At 65.6% G+C, this 15,196-nt stretch carries 15 protein-coding genes, 2 tRNA genes and 1 pseudogene; 2 read left to right on the top strand and 16 right to left on the bottom strand.

Translation table 11 applies throughout. The features are described from left to right. Nucleotides 1-7: 7 nt before the first annotated feature. Nucleotides 8-82 (bottom strand) — tRNA-Glu (locus ACZ5BT_RS05795). 3 nt (nucleotides 83-85) lie between these two features. Then, a tRNA-Gln gene (locus ACZ5BT_RS05790) sits at nucleotides 86-159 on the bottom strand. A 52-nt stretch (nucleotides 160-211) separates the two neighbouring features. Between ACZ5BT_RS05790 and ACZ5BT_RS05785 the strand changes: the two genes are divergently transcribed. Next, nucleotides 212-496, top strand: coding sequence for a hypothetical protein (locus ACZ5BT_RS05785; RefSeq protein ID WP_464885658.1), 285 nt, complete (start codon nucleotides 212-214; stop codon nucleotides 494-496). On the opposite strand, the gene ACZ5BT_RS05780 is transcribed toward ACZ5BT_RS05785, so the two are convergent. The 14 genes and pseudogenes from ACZ5BT_RS05780 to ACZ5BT_RS05715 form a co-directional block, all read right to left on the bottom strand. Next, nucleotides 447-1,571 (bottom strand): LptF/LptG family permease, encoded by a 1,125-nt coding sequence (locus ACZ5BT_RS05780; protein ID WP_464885657.1) that lies wholly within the window; start codon nucleotides 1,569-1,571, stop codon nucleotides 447-449. The genes ACZ5BT_RS05785 and ACZ5BT_RS05780 overlap by 50 nt on opposite strands. A gap of 49 nt (nucleotides 1,572-1,620) precedes the next feature. Beyond that, the gene (locus ACZ5BT_RS05775) at nucleotides 1,621-3,228 is read right to left on the bottom strand and encodes a hypothetical protein (protein ID WP_464885656.1); all 1,608 of its coding nucleotides are present in this window, start codon (nucleotides 3,226-3,228) and stop codon (nucleotides 1,621-1,623) included. 29 nt (nucleotides 3,229-3,257) lie between these two features. After that, the gene (locus tag ACZ5BT_RS05770) at nucleotides 3,258-3,899 is read right to left on the bottom strand and encodes a hypothetical protein (RefSeq protein ID WP_464885655.1); all 642 of its coding nucleotides are present in this window, start codon (nucleotides 3,897-3,899) and stop codon (nucleotides 3,258-3,260) included. 74 nt (nucleotides 3,900-3,973) lie between these two features. Next, a complete protein-coding gene (locus tag ACZ5BT_RS05765) occupies nucleotides 3,974-5,386 on the bottom strand; it encodes an NADH-quinone oxidoreductase subunit N (RefSeq protein ID WP_464885654.1) in 1,413 nt (470 codons plus the stop codon). Beyond that, nucleotides 5,383-6,846: a complex I subunit 4 family protein gene (locus ACZ5BT_RS05760; protein WP_464885653.1), complete on the bottom strand. Its 1,464-nt coding sequence runs from the start codon at nucleotides 6,844-6,846 to the stop codon at nucleotides 5,383-5,385. Before ACZ5BT_RS05760 ends, ACZ5BT_RS05765 begins: the two co-directional genes overlap by 4 nt. Continuing rightward, entirely contained in the window at nucleotides 6,840-8,828 is a 1,989-nt protein-coding gene (nuoL, locus tag ACZ5BT_RS05755) for an NADH-quinone oxidoreductase subunit L (protein WP_464885652.1), read from the bottom strand. Before nuoL ends, ACZ5BT_RS05760 begins: the two co-directional genes overlap by 7 nt. A 4-nt stretch (nucleotides 8,829-8,832) precedes the next feature. After that, on the bottom strand, nucleotides 8,833-9,141 hold the full coding sequence (gene nuoK, locus ACZ5BT_RS05750) for an NADH-quinone oxidoreductase subunit NuoK (protein WP_464885651.1): 309 nt from the start codon (nucleotides 9,139-9,141) through the stop codon (nucleotides 8,833-8,835). A gap of 8 nt (nucleotides 9,142-9,149) precedes the next feature. Next, nucleotides 9,150-9,608 (bottom strand): annotated as a pseudogene (locus tag ACZ5BT_RS05745) (NADH-quinone oxidoreductase subunit J); the annotation flags it as partial. Further along, nucleotides 9,605-10,168, bottom strand: coding sequence for a 4Fe-4S dicluster domain-containing protein (locus ACZ5BT_RS05740; RefSeq protein WP_464885650.1), 564 nt, complete (start codon nucleotides 10,166-10,168; stop codon nucleotides 9,605-9,607). The pseudogene ACZ5BT_RS05745 and the gene ACZ5BT_RS05740, both read right to left, overlap by 4 nt. Then, complete coding sequence (gene nuoH, locus ACZ5BT_RS05735; RefSeq protein ID WP_464885649.1) at nucleotides 10,165-11,349, bottom strand: NADH-quinone oxidoreductase subunit NuoH; 1,185 nt, start codon at nucleotides 11,347-11,349, stop codon at nucleotides 10,165-10,167. The genes ACZ5BT_RS05740 and nuoH overlap by 4 nt, the downstream gene beginning before the upstream one ends. 31 nt (nucleotides 11,350-11,380) lie before the next feature. Further along, entirely contained in the window at nucleotides 11,381-12,505 is a 1,125-nt protein-coding gene (locus ACZ5BT_RS05730) for an NADH-quinone oxidoreductase subunit D (RefSeq protein ID WP_464885648.1), read from the bottom strand. Continuing rightward, nucleotides 12,502-12,984 carry an NADH-quinone oxidoreductase subunit C gene (locus ACZ5BT_RS05725; RefSeq protein WP_464885647.1) on the bottom strand — a complete coding sequence of 161 codons (483 nt, stop codon included), beginning with the start codon at nucleotides 12,982-12,984 and terminating at the stop codon, nucleotides 12,502-12,504. The genes ACZ5BT_RS05730 and ACZ5BT_RS05725 overlap by 4 nt, the downstream gene beginning before the upstream one ends. Next, on the bottom strand, nucleotides 12,981-13,535 hold the full coding sequence (locus ACZ5BT_RS05720; RefSeq protein ID WP_464885646.1) for an NADH-quinone oxidoreductase subunit B: 555 nt from the start codon (nucleotides 13,533-13,535) through the stop codon (nucleotides 12,981-12,983). Before ACZ5BT_RS05720 ends, ACZ5BT_RS05725 begins: the two co-directional genes overlap by 4 nt. Then, nucleotides 13,523-13,900 (bottom strand): NADH-quinone oxidoreductase subunit A, encoded by a 378-nt coding sequence (locus ACZ5BT_RS05715; RefSeq protein WP_464885645.1) that lies wholly within the window; start codon nucleotides 13,898-13,900, stop codon nucleotides 13,523-13,525. Before ACZ5BT_RS05715 ends, ACZ5BT_RS05720 begins: the two co-directional genes overlap by 13 nt. Nucleotides 13,901-14,065: 165 nt before the next feature. On the opposite strand from ACZ5BT_RS05715, the gene ACZ5BT_RS05710 reads away from it, so the two are divergent. Then, complete coding sequence (locus ACZ5BT_RS05710; RefSeq protein ID WP_464885644.1) at nucleotides 14,066-15,187, top strand: N-acetylmuramoyl-L-alanine amidase family protein; 1,122 nt, start codon at nucleotides 14,066-14,068, stop codon at nucleotides 15,185-15,187. Nucleotides 15,188-15,196 lie beyond the last annotated feature (9 nt).

The raw sequence follows: 15,196 nt of genomic DNA, 5'->3' as shown, positions 1-15,196 counted from the left end.
CCTCCTTTGGTGACCCCTAGGGGACTTGAACCCCTGCCGCCGGCTTGAAAGGCCGGTGACCTAACCACTAGTCGAAGGGGCCAGGTGGCTGGGGCGCGTGGACTCGAACCACGACCGGCGGATCCAGAGTCCGCTGTCCTGCCATTAGACGACGCCCCATTGCGTGCCCGGACAAGCCAGGCAAAGCCTATGCTAGCCAATCGAGCCCGATTTGACAAGCCCCATCGCCCTGGGCATCCTGAAAGGCATGACCCCCTTCGCCGTGGGTATGGTCCGGGTGTTTTTCTGGCTCTTTCCGCCCCTCTTTGCCTACCTCGCCGCCAGGGCGCGTCCGGGAAGGGTCCGGAGCGGTCTCCTGATCGCCGCCCTCGTGACCGCCGCCGCCATCAAACCGCTGCCGCTGGGGTTTTTCCTCGCCGGAGCGGGGTATCTGCTGGCGCTCTTCCCTAGCGGCCGAAGGACCGCATCCACCAAAGGCCAAGCCCCAAGGCGATGAGGTTCGGCCCCCAGGCCGCGAGCTCTGGAGGAATGCTCCCACCCAGCGCGAAGATCTTGCCCGCGGTCATGAGCAAGTAGTAGAGGATGGTCACGATCAGCGAGTACCCAAAGGCCAGACTCGTCCCCGTGGCCTTGCGTACCGCCAAAGGCAACGAGAGCACGACCACGATGAGGTTGGCAAAGGGCAGGGCCAGGTCGCTGTGGAACATCACCCGGGCCTCGACCTGGTCCCGAGGCGAGCCCCGGGTTTCCTGAATCCGCCGCCACCAGTAGCTGATGCTCTGGGTATCGCCCCAGAGCTCGCCAGCGTTTCTGGCGATGAGCTCCTCCCTGGTTTTGGGAAGCTTCAGCACCAGCTTGCCCCCGGGGTCCTGGGGCTTGAGGACACTTCGGACCAGATCCTTAAGCACCGCCTCGCTGTCGCCTGAGGCCACCTCGAGCGCGGCGAGGTCCAGGTTATAGACGCGGTAGCCCCAGAGCGTGAGCCGGTTCCCGGCCAGCTTGCCCCGCTCGGCCAGCACCACCGAGAGCTTGGTGTCGTCCCAGCGCTCCAGCCGGACCGAGCGCATCTCGCCCCGGGTGGAGTCGTACCCCTTGAAGAAAAGGCGGTAAGGCCCCATGGGAACGTCCTGGCCGACCAGGCGTGAGAGCCCCCGGCCCCGCGTCGCCAGCTCGTCCCACCAGATGAGGGTGACCTTGGCGTTGGCCTTGGGCACCACGTACTCGGCCAGGTAGAGCCCGACCCCGGTCATGAGCACCGCGGCGACGAAGATCCAGCGGGCCACGCGCAAAAGCGGCACCCCGCCGGCCTGCATCACGAGGAGCTCGTTCTCCCGGGCCAGGCGCCCGAAGGCAAGGAGTACCGCCAGCATCAGGGCCACCGGCATGGTCTGGTTCAGCACCAAGGGCACCTGGTACCAAAGCCACTTCACGATGCCCCAAAAGGGGAACCCCACGATCCACTTGGCCTGGCCCAGGAGGTTCGAGATAAGCAAGAGCACGACGTACATCACCAGACCGAAGACGAAGGGGGGGAACGCCTCCCTGAGGACGTAGCGGTCGATCCGGCTCACCAGCGCACCCCCTCGTACCGCGATCCCGCCGCTTGGCTCGACGTCATCTTCACTTCAGCCTCATCCCCATTACGACCCGCGTGCCCTGACCCTCTCCCGGCCAGGGGCGAAGCACGCTGGACACGCCGAGCGTGTACACGAAACATCCGTCGCTGTAAGCCAGGTCAAGCCCCGCCCGGCTCACCCCACGCGAGGTCAAATCGTACCCCAGATACGGTGAGAGCGCAAAGCCGCCGGCCGCTGGGTCGGGGGCGCGGTAGCCGAGCGTGGCCTCGAGGCGATCGGCCGTGACGCCCGAAAACCCGGTGCTCAGCCGGAGCCACAGCGGGGTGTCGAGGCGCAGGTCGAGCCGCGCCGTTCCCGTCTCCAGGTTTCTCGACCACTTGAGGCTCGCCGGACCATACGCCAGCAACGCCGACTCCGAGGGGGTCCGCTTTTCGAGGAAGTAGCGGGCCGTGCCCCAGGTCTGGCTACGGGCGTAGGCCACGCGGAAGGCTCCCGCCCGAAGCTCCACTCGCCCGCCCGCCGCCACGTAGGTGGCCGCGTCGGGGTAAAAGGTGGTTTCCACCCAGGGGCCAAACGCGTAACGTACCCCCCACCGGGTTCCGGAAAAACTCGTTCGAGCCGAGACCCCAAGCGCCAGTCCGGGATCCCCGGTGTCCACCAGCGCCAGCGAAGGGCCGAGCCGGAGCCCCCCCACATCGAAGGTGGGGGCATACCGCAGGTAAGCCCCGCCCCCGTCGCGCAGAAGGCGCTTTTCGACCGTTAGGTCGGCTGCCCGCAACGAAAGACCGAAATCCCGATCGGCAAAGCGCATCCCAAAACGGTTCTGCCCGTCAACCAGGCTCAGGGTGTAACGCGGGTTCGGTCCGCCGATCCCCTGGCCCAGGGCGGTGATCCGGGTCTTCCAGGCACCAAACGGCTCGCCCGGGACCAGGAGCGGGAAATCGACCACCCCCACCGTCCAGCCATCGTCCGCGTAGGTGAGCCGGAGGGGAAAGCGCAGGTCGATGGGGGCGGCGGTATCGAGCACGAGCGGGTCTGGCCGGGCGAGCGTCAGCCCGTAGAACGTCACCTGGCTTTCTTCGACCAAGAGCCGCCCGCTCTTGGCGTCGAACACCGCCCGGTCGCCGAGGAGCACCAGGGACTCGCCGCAGCGGCAGGGCGTGGCCCATATCCCCTCGGCGACGAAGCGGCCGGCCTCGAGGCGCCCCCCATCGGCGCGAAAACGGTAGCGCGGTGTGCGGGCGCGGATCCGGGTCAGGATCACCGCATCGCCGCGTCGCTCGGCGGTCTCGGCGCGGACCTCGAGCCGCCCCTGGGAAAAGGTGGCGTCGGCGAACTCGACCACCTGGTCCCTGGCCACCAGCCGGGCGGCGGAAAAGCGCCAGCCCCGAACCTCCCCTTTCGCCTCGGAAGCATCAAGTCGCTTTGAGGCCCGGTCGAAGACGATCTCCCGGGCCTCAAAGCGAACGCCCTCCCCCACCAGGCAGGCGCTCCGGAAGCGGAGCCGGCCCGATTTCAGCGTCAGCGCGGTTCCCCCCACCAAACCCTGGGGGGTGGTGAGGGTGTAGGGGCGCTCCTGGCACGAACCGCCCCCAGCCGCCCAGGCCAGCGCGGCGAGGATGGGAAGAAAGAAGAAGAACCTTGGGCGCATGCTCCCTTAAGCTTAACGAAACCCGCGATCTAGTTGGGTTCAGCCTCGGCGAGGTAGGCCTCGAGGCGCGATCGCACCTTGGCCGGGACCTCGGTGGTCGCCTCGGGCTCTTTCCCCTGCACGAAGGTGATGAGCAGTCGCGCCGACTCGCCCTTACCCCTGAGCACGAGGCCGAGGGCCGGGTCCTCGTAGCGGAAATCGCCCACCAGGAGGACGAGCCCCTCGCGGGTATCGGCCACCAGGCGCTGGGCCTCAAACGCCGGGGAGTCGCTCCGGACCCCACCCTCGAGCACGGCCACGTCATCGGCCATGAAGAGAACGCCCCGGTCCGCTTTGAGGCCCTCGAGGAAATCCGACGAGAAGGTCACCCCACCCGAGAGGCGCACCTCTTTTTGCTCGACCAGGTACTCGAGTTTGCCCACCCGAAACCGAAGGTCGTTCCGGGAAAGACGGGCCTGTTCGGCCTCGACGAACTCGCCCTCCTTGTAGCGGATGAGGGCGGCCTCGAGGGCCACCCCCGAGTCGCTGTCGATGAGCCGGCCGCCCTGGGGCAGCGTGGTGACGCCGGTGGTCAGATCGACCTCCTGATCACCCTTCGGCTCGACGGTAAAAGCGGCAAAGCTCGCCGCCATCGCGATCCCACCGAGAAGAAGCACGAGCCAACCTCGCATGCCCTTAGCCTAACGGGGTCAGGGTGAGAAAGAAGAGACGCCGCCGCTTTGCGGCGGCGTCAGGGAATTCCTGCCTAGGCGCCCAGGAAAACCGAAAACGCGCGTTCGATGACCGAGAACGCTGCCCCCGGCCACACGCCAAAGAGCAGCGAAAGCCCGGCGAAGACGAACACCAGGGCCACGGCGCTGGGCGAAACGTTGAGGGCTGTGGCGTCCTTAGGCGCATCGAGGAACACCGCGGCCAGCACCTTGAAGTAGTAGAAGTACCCGAGCACCGTGGTCAGCACCGCGACCACCAGCACCCCGTACCAACCAGCCTTGGCCGCGGCGGCGAAGACGTAGAGCTTGGCCAGAAATCCGGCCAGGAGCGGAACGCCGGCCAGCGAGAGGAAGAGCAGCGCGACCAGGGCACCGAGCAGCGGGGCCCGACGGCCGAGGCCCTTCCAGCCCTCAAGCGTCGAGGGGACGCCGGCAGCCTCGGCGGCCTCGAGGGCGAAAAAGGCTCCGGCCCCGGCCAGCAGGTAGGCGAGCAGGTAAAACCCGGCCGAGGCGTAGCCAAACGCCCCACCCACAGCCAGCCCCAGGGCCAGATACCCCATGTGCCCCACGGTCGAGTAGGCGAGCAGTCGCTTGATGTTGTCCTGGGGCAAAGCCCACAGGTTCCCGAGCACGAAGGAGAGGAAGGCGAGCCCCAGGATCCAGCCCCCCGCTTCGGAGTTCATGGGGAAAAACCCGCGCCCGAGAAGGGTCATGAGCCCGAGTGCCACCGCGATCTTGGGCACCGAGGCCAAAAAGGCGCCGCCGAGCGGCCGCGCGCCCTGGTAGGCGTCGGGCACCCAGGCGTGAAACGGAACCAGCGCCAGCTTGAAGCCAAGCCCCACCAGCGCCAGGGCAAACCCAACACGGGCCAGCGCCGGAACACCCCCGGCCAGGCTCTGACGAATCGCGTCGAGGTAGATGCTCCCCGTCGCCGCGTAGACCAGCGCGAACCCGTAGAGCAAAAAGGCCGAGCCCAGGGCGCCGAGGACCATGTACTTGGTGGCCCCTTCCGCGCTCTCGCGGCGGTCGCGGTCGTAGGCGGCGATCACGTAGGTGGCGTAGCTCGAAAGCTCTAGGCCAAGGAAGAAGAGCAGCAGGTTATTGGCCCCGACGAGCAGCACCCCGCCGAGAACACCCCAGAGCAAGAAGGCATAAAACTCGCCCGGTCCGCCCCTCAGCGACTGGGGCCGGGTGAGCCCCGACCAGGCCACCGCGAGCCCCGCCACCGAGAGCAATACCAGCGCCAGCCCGGTCAGGGGGCCGGCCTCGAGGGAGGCCAGGATCAGCACCCGTTCGCTGTAGGCGAGCGCACCCATGATGGCGGTCACGCCAAAGATCGCCACCGTCACCCCGGCCAGTACGTCGGCCCGCCTGTCCAAAAGCGGCGCCGCCATGGCCACCAGCATCCCGCCCACAGCCAGCAACACCACGGCAAGAAAGGTGATCATAGCAACCCCCTCACAAAGGCAAGCAGGGGCTGGAGCCCGGCGTCGATCCACGGCGTGAGGAGCGATGGCACCAGCCCCAACAGCACCGCCAGCACCACCAGCGGCGCCACCGCCGCGAGCTCAAGCGCCCCCAGGTCGGGGTAGTCGCGCTCTTTCTCCCCAAGCAGAACCCTCTGGATGGCCCAGAGCATGGCGCCGGCCAGGATCACGATGCCGAACACCGCGAACCAGACCCAGGGCCGGGTGGCCTCGCCCAAAAAGCCGCCCCAGAGCGACTGGAACTCGCCCAGGAACCCGGCCAGACCGGGCAAACCCAGACCGCCCAGCATGCCCAGCCACATCACCCCGCCGAGCATCGGCATCGAGGCGTAGATCCCCCGCATCTTGGCCATCTCCCGAGTGTGGGTGCGCTCCGAGAGCAGCCCGATCATCAAGAACATCAACCCGGTGATGATGCCGTGGGCCACCATCTGGTACACCGCGCCGTGCAGCCCGATGGTGGTCATCGAGGCGATGCCGAGCAGGACGTAGCCCATGTGGTTGACCGAGGAGTTGGCGATCATGCGCTTCATGTCGCTCTGGGCCAGGGTCACGTAGCCGCCGTAGATAATCGAGATCACGGCCAGGACCGCAAGCCAGGGGGCGAACCGCTCCAGCTGGGTGGGGAAAAGGCCCAGGTTGAAACGGATCAGACCGTAGCCACCCATCTTCAAAAGCACCCCGGCCAGGAGAATCGACCCCGCCGTGGGCGCCTGGGTGTGCGCGTGCGGCAGCCAGGTATGGACGGGAACGCTCGGCAGCTTGATGAGGAAGGCGATGGCAAAACCCCAAAAGAGCAACCCCGCGGCCGGCAAGGCGGCGATGGCGCCGGCGGCCTTTTGCAGGTCGAAGAAGTCAAAGCTCAACCGGCCCAAGGTCTCCTGGGCCAAAAAGGCGGTGCCCAGGATCGCGGCCAGCATCAACACCGATCCGACCAGGGAGTAAAGGAGGAACTTGATCGCCGCGTAGCGCCGGTTCTCGTAACCCCAAACCGCGATCACGAAGTACATCGGCACCAGCGTGATCTCGAAGAAGAAGAAAAAGAGGATGAGATCGAGCGCGGCGAACACCCCGGTAATGGCTCCCTGCAAAACGAGCAACAGGGCAAAGAAGCTCTTTTCCTCCTTTTTCCAGCTGGCCAGAACGCTCACGAAGGTGAGCAGGGCGGTGAGCACCACGAAGGGCAGGCTGATGCCGTCCAGCCCCACGTGATACCCGGCGCCGAGGAACGGCATCCACGAAGCGCGCTCCTCAAAGGCAAAGCCCGGGCCCCGGTAGAGGAAATAGATCGCCAGCGAGAAGAGCGTCAAAAGACCCGAAACGCCGGCCGCGAACCGTTTGGCGAACGCCGCCCGGTCGTCGGCGATGAGTCCAATGATTGCGGCGGCCAGAAACGGCAGGGCGATCAGCAAACTTACCACCGCGCACCTCCAAGGAACACCAGGGCCAAGGCGCCGAGGGCGATATAGAGCGCGTAAACGGCCAGCCTGCCGCTTTGCAAGTACCTCAACGCCTGGCCGGTGATCATGGTCACGTAGCCAACGGCGTCCACGACCACGTCGACGACGTAGGTATCCAGGAGCCACAGCGCCTTGGTGGGCCACTGGGCCACCTCGGCCACCACCCGGTAGTAGAACTCATCGATGTAGAGCCGGCGCTGCAGGGCCTGGGTGAGCCACAGGGGCGCCCGCTGTTTGAGCGGGTCCTTGGCATATAGCCCCCAGGCCACCGCGATGCCGGCGAGCGCGACCAGGGTGCCGATCACGTAGCCGCCGAACAGTTTTGAGGCGGGGATGATCTCAGGGGCCTCGCCGGGATAGAGGAAGAGCAAGAGCGACTGGCCAAAGAGCGGGCTTCCCCAAAAGCCCACGATCAAACTGAGCGCGGCGAGCGCAACCAGGGCGATGACCATCTCCGCGCCCGACTCGTGGGGTTTGTGGTCGGGCTCCGGCACGGGATCGGGGGGACAGTCTTCGGCCTTGAGGTTGAGCTCGGGGCAATCCTTGTTCCACGCCGCCGCCTTCCAGGGCGAGGGCAGCGAGGGATGGTGGAAGGCAATCACGAACATCCGGGTGGTGTAAAAGGCGGTGAAGAAGGCGGCCACCATGCCGATGAACCACAGGACGGGCGCGTGCTCCTTGGCCACGTCCAAGATCAAATCCTTCGACCAGAACCCGGCAAAGGGCGGCACGCCAATAAGGGCCAGGGCGCCGACGGCGAAGGTGACCCAGGTCCAGGGCATGTACCGGCCGAGCCGGTTCATTTCGAAGATGTCCTGGGTCTTCGAGCCGTGGATCATGGAGCCCGAACCCAAAAAGAGCAGGGCCTTGAAGAAGGCGTGGGTCAGGAGGTGGAACATCGCCGCCGCCCAGCCGAAGACGCCGAGGCCCAGGAACATGTAACCGAGCTGGCTCACCGTGCTCCAGGCCATGATCTTCTTCACGTCGGCGAAAGCAGGCGCCAACACTGCGGCGAACAGCGCCGTAATGCCACCGATCCAGGCCACGTACCCCAGCGCCTGCCCCTGCTCGAGGACCGGGTAGAAGCGGCCGGTGAGATAGACGCCGGCGGCCACCATGGTGGCGGCGTGGATCATGGCGCTGACCGGGGTCGGGCCCTCCATCGCGTCCAAAAGCCACACGTGGAGCGGGAACTGGGCGCTCTTGCCGATCGCCGCCACGAACACCAAAAGCCCGATGCCGGCGGCTACGGGAACCGCCAGCAAGGCCGCCTTCTCAGCAACGGTGGCGAGATCAAACGTACCGAGCTCCTTATACAGCCAAAACAGGCCGAGCATGAAGCCCAGATCGGCGAGCTTGGTGGTGAGGAAGGCCTTCTTCATCGCCGCCTGGGCGGTCTTTTTCTTGTAATAGAAGCCGATGAGCAAATAGCTCATGAGCCCCATGACCTCCCAGGCCAAAAGGGCGATGAAGAAGTTCCCGGCCATCACGAAGGTGAGCATCGCCGCCGTGAAGAGCTGGAGGTAAGCGAAGAAGGTGGGGTAGCGGTCCTCACCGTTCATGTAGCCGATCGAGAAGAGGTGGATAAAGAGCGAGGCCACGGCGACCATGGCCACCACCAGGGCCGCGAGCTGGTCGATGTAAAAGGTCAGCGAAATGCCGGCTTCGCCCTGGATGGAAAGCCAGGGCCACTCAAGCCGGAAGGGAAATCCGGAAAGCGCGCCCCGGGCGAGCTCCACCTCGGTGCCCACCAGCCGCCACTGGGGCGCGGCCCGAAGCGCCTCGGCCAGGAGCCCGAGGGCCAGGAAGGCGACCAGGGCCATGGTGAGGGTGGCGAACCAGCCCGAAAGCCGCCCCCGGAAGAGCGGGCCGAGCAGGATGAGCATCAAAAAGCCCAGAAACGGCAGCAGTGGAATCCAGTAGGACAAGTTCGCGTAGATCACCGACTCACCCCCTCATCTCCTCAATGGCGTCGGTCGAAACGCTCCCCGCGTGCCGGTAAAGGGTGAGCAGGATGGCAAACCCGATCGAGAGCTCGGCGGCGGCGACCACGATGATGAAGAGCGCGAAGAGCTGGCCGGAGAAAAACAGCGGATCGCGGTAGGCCGCGGTGGCGGCAAAGGCGATGGCGGCAGCGTTCAGCAGGATCTCCACCGACATCAGCACCGCGATGACGTTGCGCTTGGTCAGAACGCCGAACAGCCCGATCGCGAAGAGCACCGCGGAAAGAGTGAGGTAATGCCCGAGCGTAATCATTCCTCAACCCTCCTCGCCAGGACGATCGCGCCCACCATCGCCAGCAGCAAGAGCACCGAAGCCACCTCGAAGGGGAGCAGGGTCACGCTCAAAAGCCGCAGACCGATCCCCTCCGGTGACACCGGGAAGACCTGGGTTTCGGCGCCACCGAGGTAGGCCCAAAGCCCGCCCGCGAAGGCGATGACCACCGCCAGGGCGACCAAAACGAAGATGCCCGAAGCGGGACGGACGCTCCGGGATCGGGTCATCATGATGATGAAGAGGGTCAGGATCGGAATGGCAGCGGCGTTGACCGCGAACTGCACCACCGCCAGCATGGGGCTTCCCAGCATGAAGTAGAGCCCCGCGATCAGGAAGAAGGTAAAGGCCAGGGCCACCGCGGCGCGAACGATGTTCGACGAAAACACCACCACCAACGCGCCCGCCAGGATGAGGCCGGCCAGAATCGCGAAGGCGACCAGACTCACGCCCCCTCCTCTCCGGCCAAAAGCTCGGCCAGGCCGCCCGGTTGCATCTCGGGCGGCGCTTTCTCGATGCTGCCGTCGGGCTTGCGGATTTCAACTCCGAACTTGGGGCTGTACCAGACCTGGGCCCTGCGGCCGATCTCGTCGAGGAAGGCCTTGTCGGCCTTGAGCATGTTCACGTCGTACACCGCGTGTTCGAAATCGCCCACGGTCACGATGGCGCTCACCGGGCACACCTCGACGCAGTTGGCGCAGTGCATGCAGTTGACGAAATCCAGGTCAAAGCGCTCGAGGACAAACCCCTTACCCGCCGGGTTGCGCTTGCGCTCGATGGTGATCACCTGACTGGGGCAGGCCCGCTCGCAGGCCAGACAGGACACGCACCGGTCGCTCCCGTCCTCGTTTTGAATGAGCGCCAGGAACTGAACGCTCACCGGCGGAATCTCGGGCTTTTGATAGGGGTAGAACTCGGTCACCGCCGACTCCCCGACCCTGCGGTTGACCGCCGCCATCCCCTGACCAATGGCCCGAACCGCTTCCCATACCTCGGCTAAGAGGCTCATACCACCTCCACGAACATCCGCAGAAAGGCCGCCAGGATGAGCCCGAAGAGGGCCAGCGGCAACAGTCCTTTCCAAGCCAGGTCCATCAGCTGATCATCCCGGAAACGGGGCAGGGTGGCGCGAATCCACATGAAGATCCACACCCAGACCGCGGTCTTCACCAGGAAGTAAAAGCTCTGCAGCGCCTGGGCGGCGAAAGAGGCGGGGTCCAACCCGAAGAGCGGGCCGTGCCAGCCGCCAAAAAAGAGCACCACCACCAGCGCGGGCAGGAGGAAGAGCTCGACGAACTCGGCCAGGAAGAAGAAGGCGAAGCTCATGCCCGAGTACTCGGTGTTGAAACCGCCGATGAGCTCGCTCTCGGCCTCGGGCAAATCGAAGGGCGTGGACTTGAGCTCGGCGATACTCGCCACCAGGTAGACCAAAAAGGGGATGAACATCGGCACCACGTGCCACAGGCCGTACTGGTGCTCGACGATGTCGCTGAGGCGGAGGCTGCCCGAATAAACGCCCACCGCGAGCAGGGCGAGCGCCAGCGGCACCTCGTAGGACACGAGCTGCGCGCCGGCGCGGAAGGCGCCGAGCATGCCCCACTTACCGCCCTGGGCGAGCCCGCCCAGCACCACGCCGTAAGCGCCCAGGGTGCTGGCCGCGACGATGTAGAGGAGACCGATATTCAAATCGGCCATCACCCAGCCCCCGGCCACCGGCACCGCCACCAGCATCAAGAAGGCGCTCACGAAGGTGATCGCCGGCGCCAGGCGGAAGATCAGGGGATCGACGTTGGCGGGGGCGAAGTCTTCCTTGCCCAAAAGCTTCAGGGCGTCAAAAACGGTTTGCAAAACCCCCGCCGGCCCGTAGTGCATCGGGCCCACGCGCTCCTGGACCTTCCCCAAATACTTCCGCAAGACCACGATCAGAATGAGGGCCACCACGGCGGCGATGCCGAAGGCCAAAAGGGCCTCGATCACCGCGTAGAAGAAAAATCCGAGCGCGCCATCGAGCCATCCCTGGGCCCGAAAGAGCGCCGGCACCAGGCCATAAGCCACGACCACCAGCACCCACAGCGAACCAAAGAAGAGCGTGTAGGCGACACGCTCAACGCCCGGCCGTGGCCGAGTGGGGTCGTAGCCGACCAGCTTGGGTTTGACGTGCCGGTCGAGCGGCAAGGGCATCCGGCTCATACTTGACCTCCAAGCGCGTCACAGCGCCACCTCATCGATCCACCTCCCCAAACACCGGGTCGAGCGAAGAGAGAATCGCGATGGCGTCGGCGAACCGGGATCCGACCAGCAGGTCGGGGATGAGCTGCAAGTTGGCGAACGAGGGCGAACGGTGCTTGATGCGGTAGGGCCGGTCGGTCCCGTCGCCCACGACGTGCACGCCCAGGTGGCCCCGGCTGATCTCAACCGCGCGGTAGCGCGAGCGTTGGACCTTCATGCGGGCCGGCACCTTCCCTTTGTAGGGACCGACCTTGGGCGTTTTTTCGAGGGCCTGGCGGATGATCTTAATCGACTCCTCCATTTCCTTGAAGCGAACCCAAAAACGCGCGTAGACGTCGCCCTCTTCCCGCACCGGGACCTCGAACTCGATCTCGGGGTAAGCGTCATACGGCTCGGCCTTGCGCACGTCGTAGGCCACGCCGCTGGCCCGGAGCACCGGCCCCGAGGCCCCGCGGGCGATCGCCCGCGCCTTGGGCAAAACACCGACCCCCACGGCCCGGGCCTGGAACACCGGCGAGTCGAGAACCAGGGCGTAGTAGTCGGGCAGGCGCTTTTCGAAGAAGTCGAGGAAGTCGGCCACGTCCTTGAAGAAATCGGGGTGCACGTCCCGGCGTACGCCGCCGAAGGTGAAGTAGTTGGGCAGCATCCGGGCCCCGGCGGTCTTCTCGACGATCTCCAGGATCCGCTCACGATCGCGGAAGGTGTAGAGGAAGGGGGTGATGGCCCCGAGATCGAGCATGCTGGTGCCGAGCCAGACCAGGTGGCTGGCAAGGCGGTAGAGCTCGAAGAAGATCACCCGGAGGTACTTGGCCCGCTCTGGCACCTCGACCCCGAGGAGGTCCTCGACCGCGAGGATGAAGGGCAGCTCGTTTTGCAGCCCCGAAACGTAGTCCATACGGTCGGTGTAGGTGATGATCTGCGGGTAGGTCCGGGCTTCCTCGATCTTCTCGTGGTTGCGGTGGAGAAAGCCGATGTGGGGCACGGCCCGGGTCACGCGCTCGCCCTCGAGGCCAATGACCACCTTCAGCACCCCGTGGGTCGCCGGGTGCTGCGGCCCCATGTTGATGAGCATCTCATCGGCCCGGTCGGTGGGCAGGATCTGGGTTGGCCCTCTCACGCCTCACCCCCTTCGTCGTCCTCGGGCGCGTCCTCCCAATCGGCCACTTCGGGCCAGGGCTTCGGACGCCATCCGGGGAGCTCGTAACCCCCGGTGTCATAGCGCTTTTGCAGCGGGTGAATGGTCCAGTGATCCTCGGTCAAGATCCGGCGCAGGTCGGGGTGCCCGCGAAAGCGGACCCCCACCAGGTCGTAGGCCTCCCGCTCGAACCACTCAAAGCCCGGCCACAAATCGGTGATCGAGGGAAGCTCGGGCGCGTCATAGGGCACGTCGGTGTAGACCGTGACCTTGGCGCCGTCCTCGAGCCGGGTGAGGTGGACGACCACCCGCAGCCCGTACTCGACGTCCATCCCGGTGAGGTTCCGGGGATAGTCAAACCCCTCGCCCTTGAGCTGTTCCAAGAGTGGCCGGTAGTCCTCGGGGTGGACGGCATAGACCACCTCGTCGAACGCCTGGTGCGTTTTGAACCTCAGGCTCATAGGACCGGCACCCTCCCGTCTTTGCCCGGCTCGGCGAAAACGTCGTAATCGGTGACCGCGACCCGGGGCTGCTGGTAGCGGAGCCTCCGGTCGGCGATCTTATCCCGGAGGAGCAAAAGCCCCTGCAAGAGCGCTTCCGGGCGCGGCGGGCAGCCGGGAACGTACACGTCCACGGGGACGATCTTGTCGACCCCCTCGACCACCGAGTAGCCCTGCCGGAAGGGCCCGCCTTGGTTGGCGCAGGCCCCCATGCTCACCACCCACTTGGGCTCGGCCAACTGCTCATAGAGGCGCTTGACCCGGCTCGCGATCTTCTTGTTGACCGTGCCCGAGATGATCATCAAATCGGCCTGGCGCGGGCTGTTGCGAAAGAACATGCCCAAACGATCGGCGTCGACCTTGGGCGTCCAGGCCGCCATCATCTCGATGGCGCAGCAGGCGATGCCAAAGGTGAGCGGCCAGAGACTCCGGCTCCGCGCCAGGTTGATCACGTCATCGAGCGTCCCCACGATGATGTTTTGGGGACGAGCTTCGCTGCCTAATAGACCCACTTCAGCACCCCCCTCATCCAGGCGTAGGCGAGCCCGCCGACCAGCATCAAGACGAAGAACGTCACCTCGATCAGGCCCAGCCAGCCCAGCTTGTCAAACGCCGGGGCCCAGGGAAAGAGCAACGCCGCTTCAACGTCGAAGATCAGGAAGAGCAGCGCATAGAGGTAATAGTGCACGCTCACCCTGACCTCGGTCGAACCGATCGTCACTTCGCCGGACTCGTAGGTCTCGAGCTTGGCGCCGGTCTTCGGCCGCACGCCCACCAAGAGCCTCGACAAAAACAGCGTGGCGTAGACGATGAACATTCCCAGGACCGCGAAAGCCGCCACCATCAAAGCTGCACGCAGCTCGGCTCCGAAATCCACCTACCCGACCCCCTTTCGTTTCTCGCACTCACTTCCCAGGGGCGAATGCGCGTGCCAAAGGGAAACCGCGCCCCTGGCCCCACATCACCCCCGTATCTTAGCCGAACATGAGGATACGCTCTCTCACAGTCCCACATTTCCCAGACGTACAATAAACCCATAAGCATGCGCCGCGTCCTCGCCACCAGCGTTCTCCTCGCCGCCACCATCGCCCTCGCCTCGCCTCGCGTAGGGTTGCACGAGGGGTTCACGCGCCTGGTCTTCGACCTTCCGCTCGGAACCACCTACCAAATCTCCGATCAGGGCCGTATTTTTGAGATCCGAATCGACCGTGTTCGCCTCGAGGCGAACACGGTCGAGGTCGAAAGCCCCGAGGTCGCCGCCTACCGGGTCATCCCCACCATCGCCGGCACCGTGGTGCAGGTCTACGTCGCCGAGGGCGTCAAGGAAAAGGACTTCGTCCTCGAGGGCCTCGACAAAAAGAGCTTCCGGCTGGTGGTCGACTTCATCGGAAAAGCCCCGGCCAAAGCTCGCGCCGAGCCCAAAGGGCCGGACCCCCCAAAACCGGTGGTGGTCCTTGACCCGGGGCACGGCGGCCCCGATCCGGGGGCGGTCGGCTACGTGGTGGAAAAAGCGGTCACCCTGGACATCGCCCTCCGGGTGAAAAAGCTCCTCGAGGCCAGCGGGATCAAGGTCGTGCTGACCCGGGACCGCGACACCGATCTGGCTCCGGCAGGCCTCAAGGACCTCTGGCAACGAAAGATCACCGACCTGAGAAAACGCGCGGCCATGGCCGACACCAAGAAGACGCTCTTCGTCTCCATCCACGTCAACTCTGCGCCGAAGCCCGCCATGGGCATCGAGACCTACTTCCTCGGCCGCGCCATCGACGCCGAGGCGCAGGCGCTGGCGGTGTGGGAAAACGGTGGCGGCGAGGTCGGCCGCCAGCTCACCCGGGAGACCGAAACCGCGGCCGACAAAGCGCTCAAAGACCTCCTGGCCCAGGCCAACCTGGGCTTTTCGCAAAAGCTCGCGGAAAAGCTACAAAAAAGCCTCACCTCTGAGACCGGATCTCCGGACCGGGGCGTGCAGTCAGCCCCCCTCTTCGTGCTCCGCACCGCCCGCATCCCGGCGGTGCTCGTCGAGGTGGGGTTTGCCAACCACCCCACGGAAGGGCGGCGCCTGGCCGCATCCAGCTACCGTCAAAAAGTCGCCGAGGGCATCGCCCGGGGCATCCTGGCCTTTCTCTCTTCCGGCGCCTACGCCTACACCAAACCCGCGCCTTAAGCCGCTTTC

It is taken from the genome of Vulcanithermus mediatlanticus (assembly GCF_055385885.1).
The sequence above is the reverse complement of the archived record's forward strand: the minus strand, read 5'-3'. Positions and strand labels throughout refer to the sequence as shown.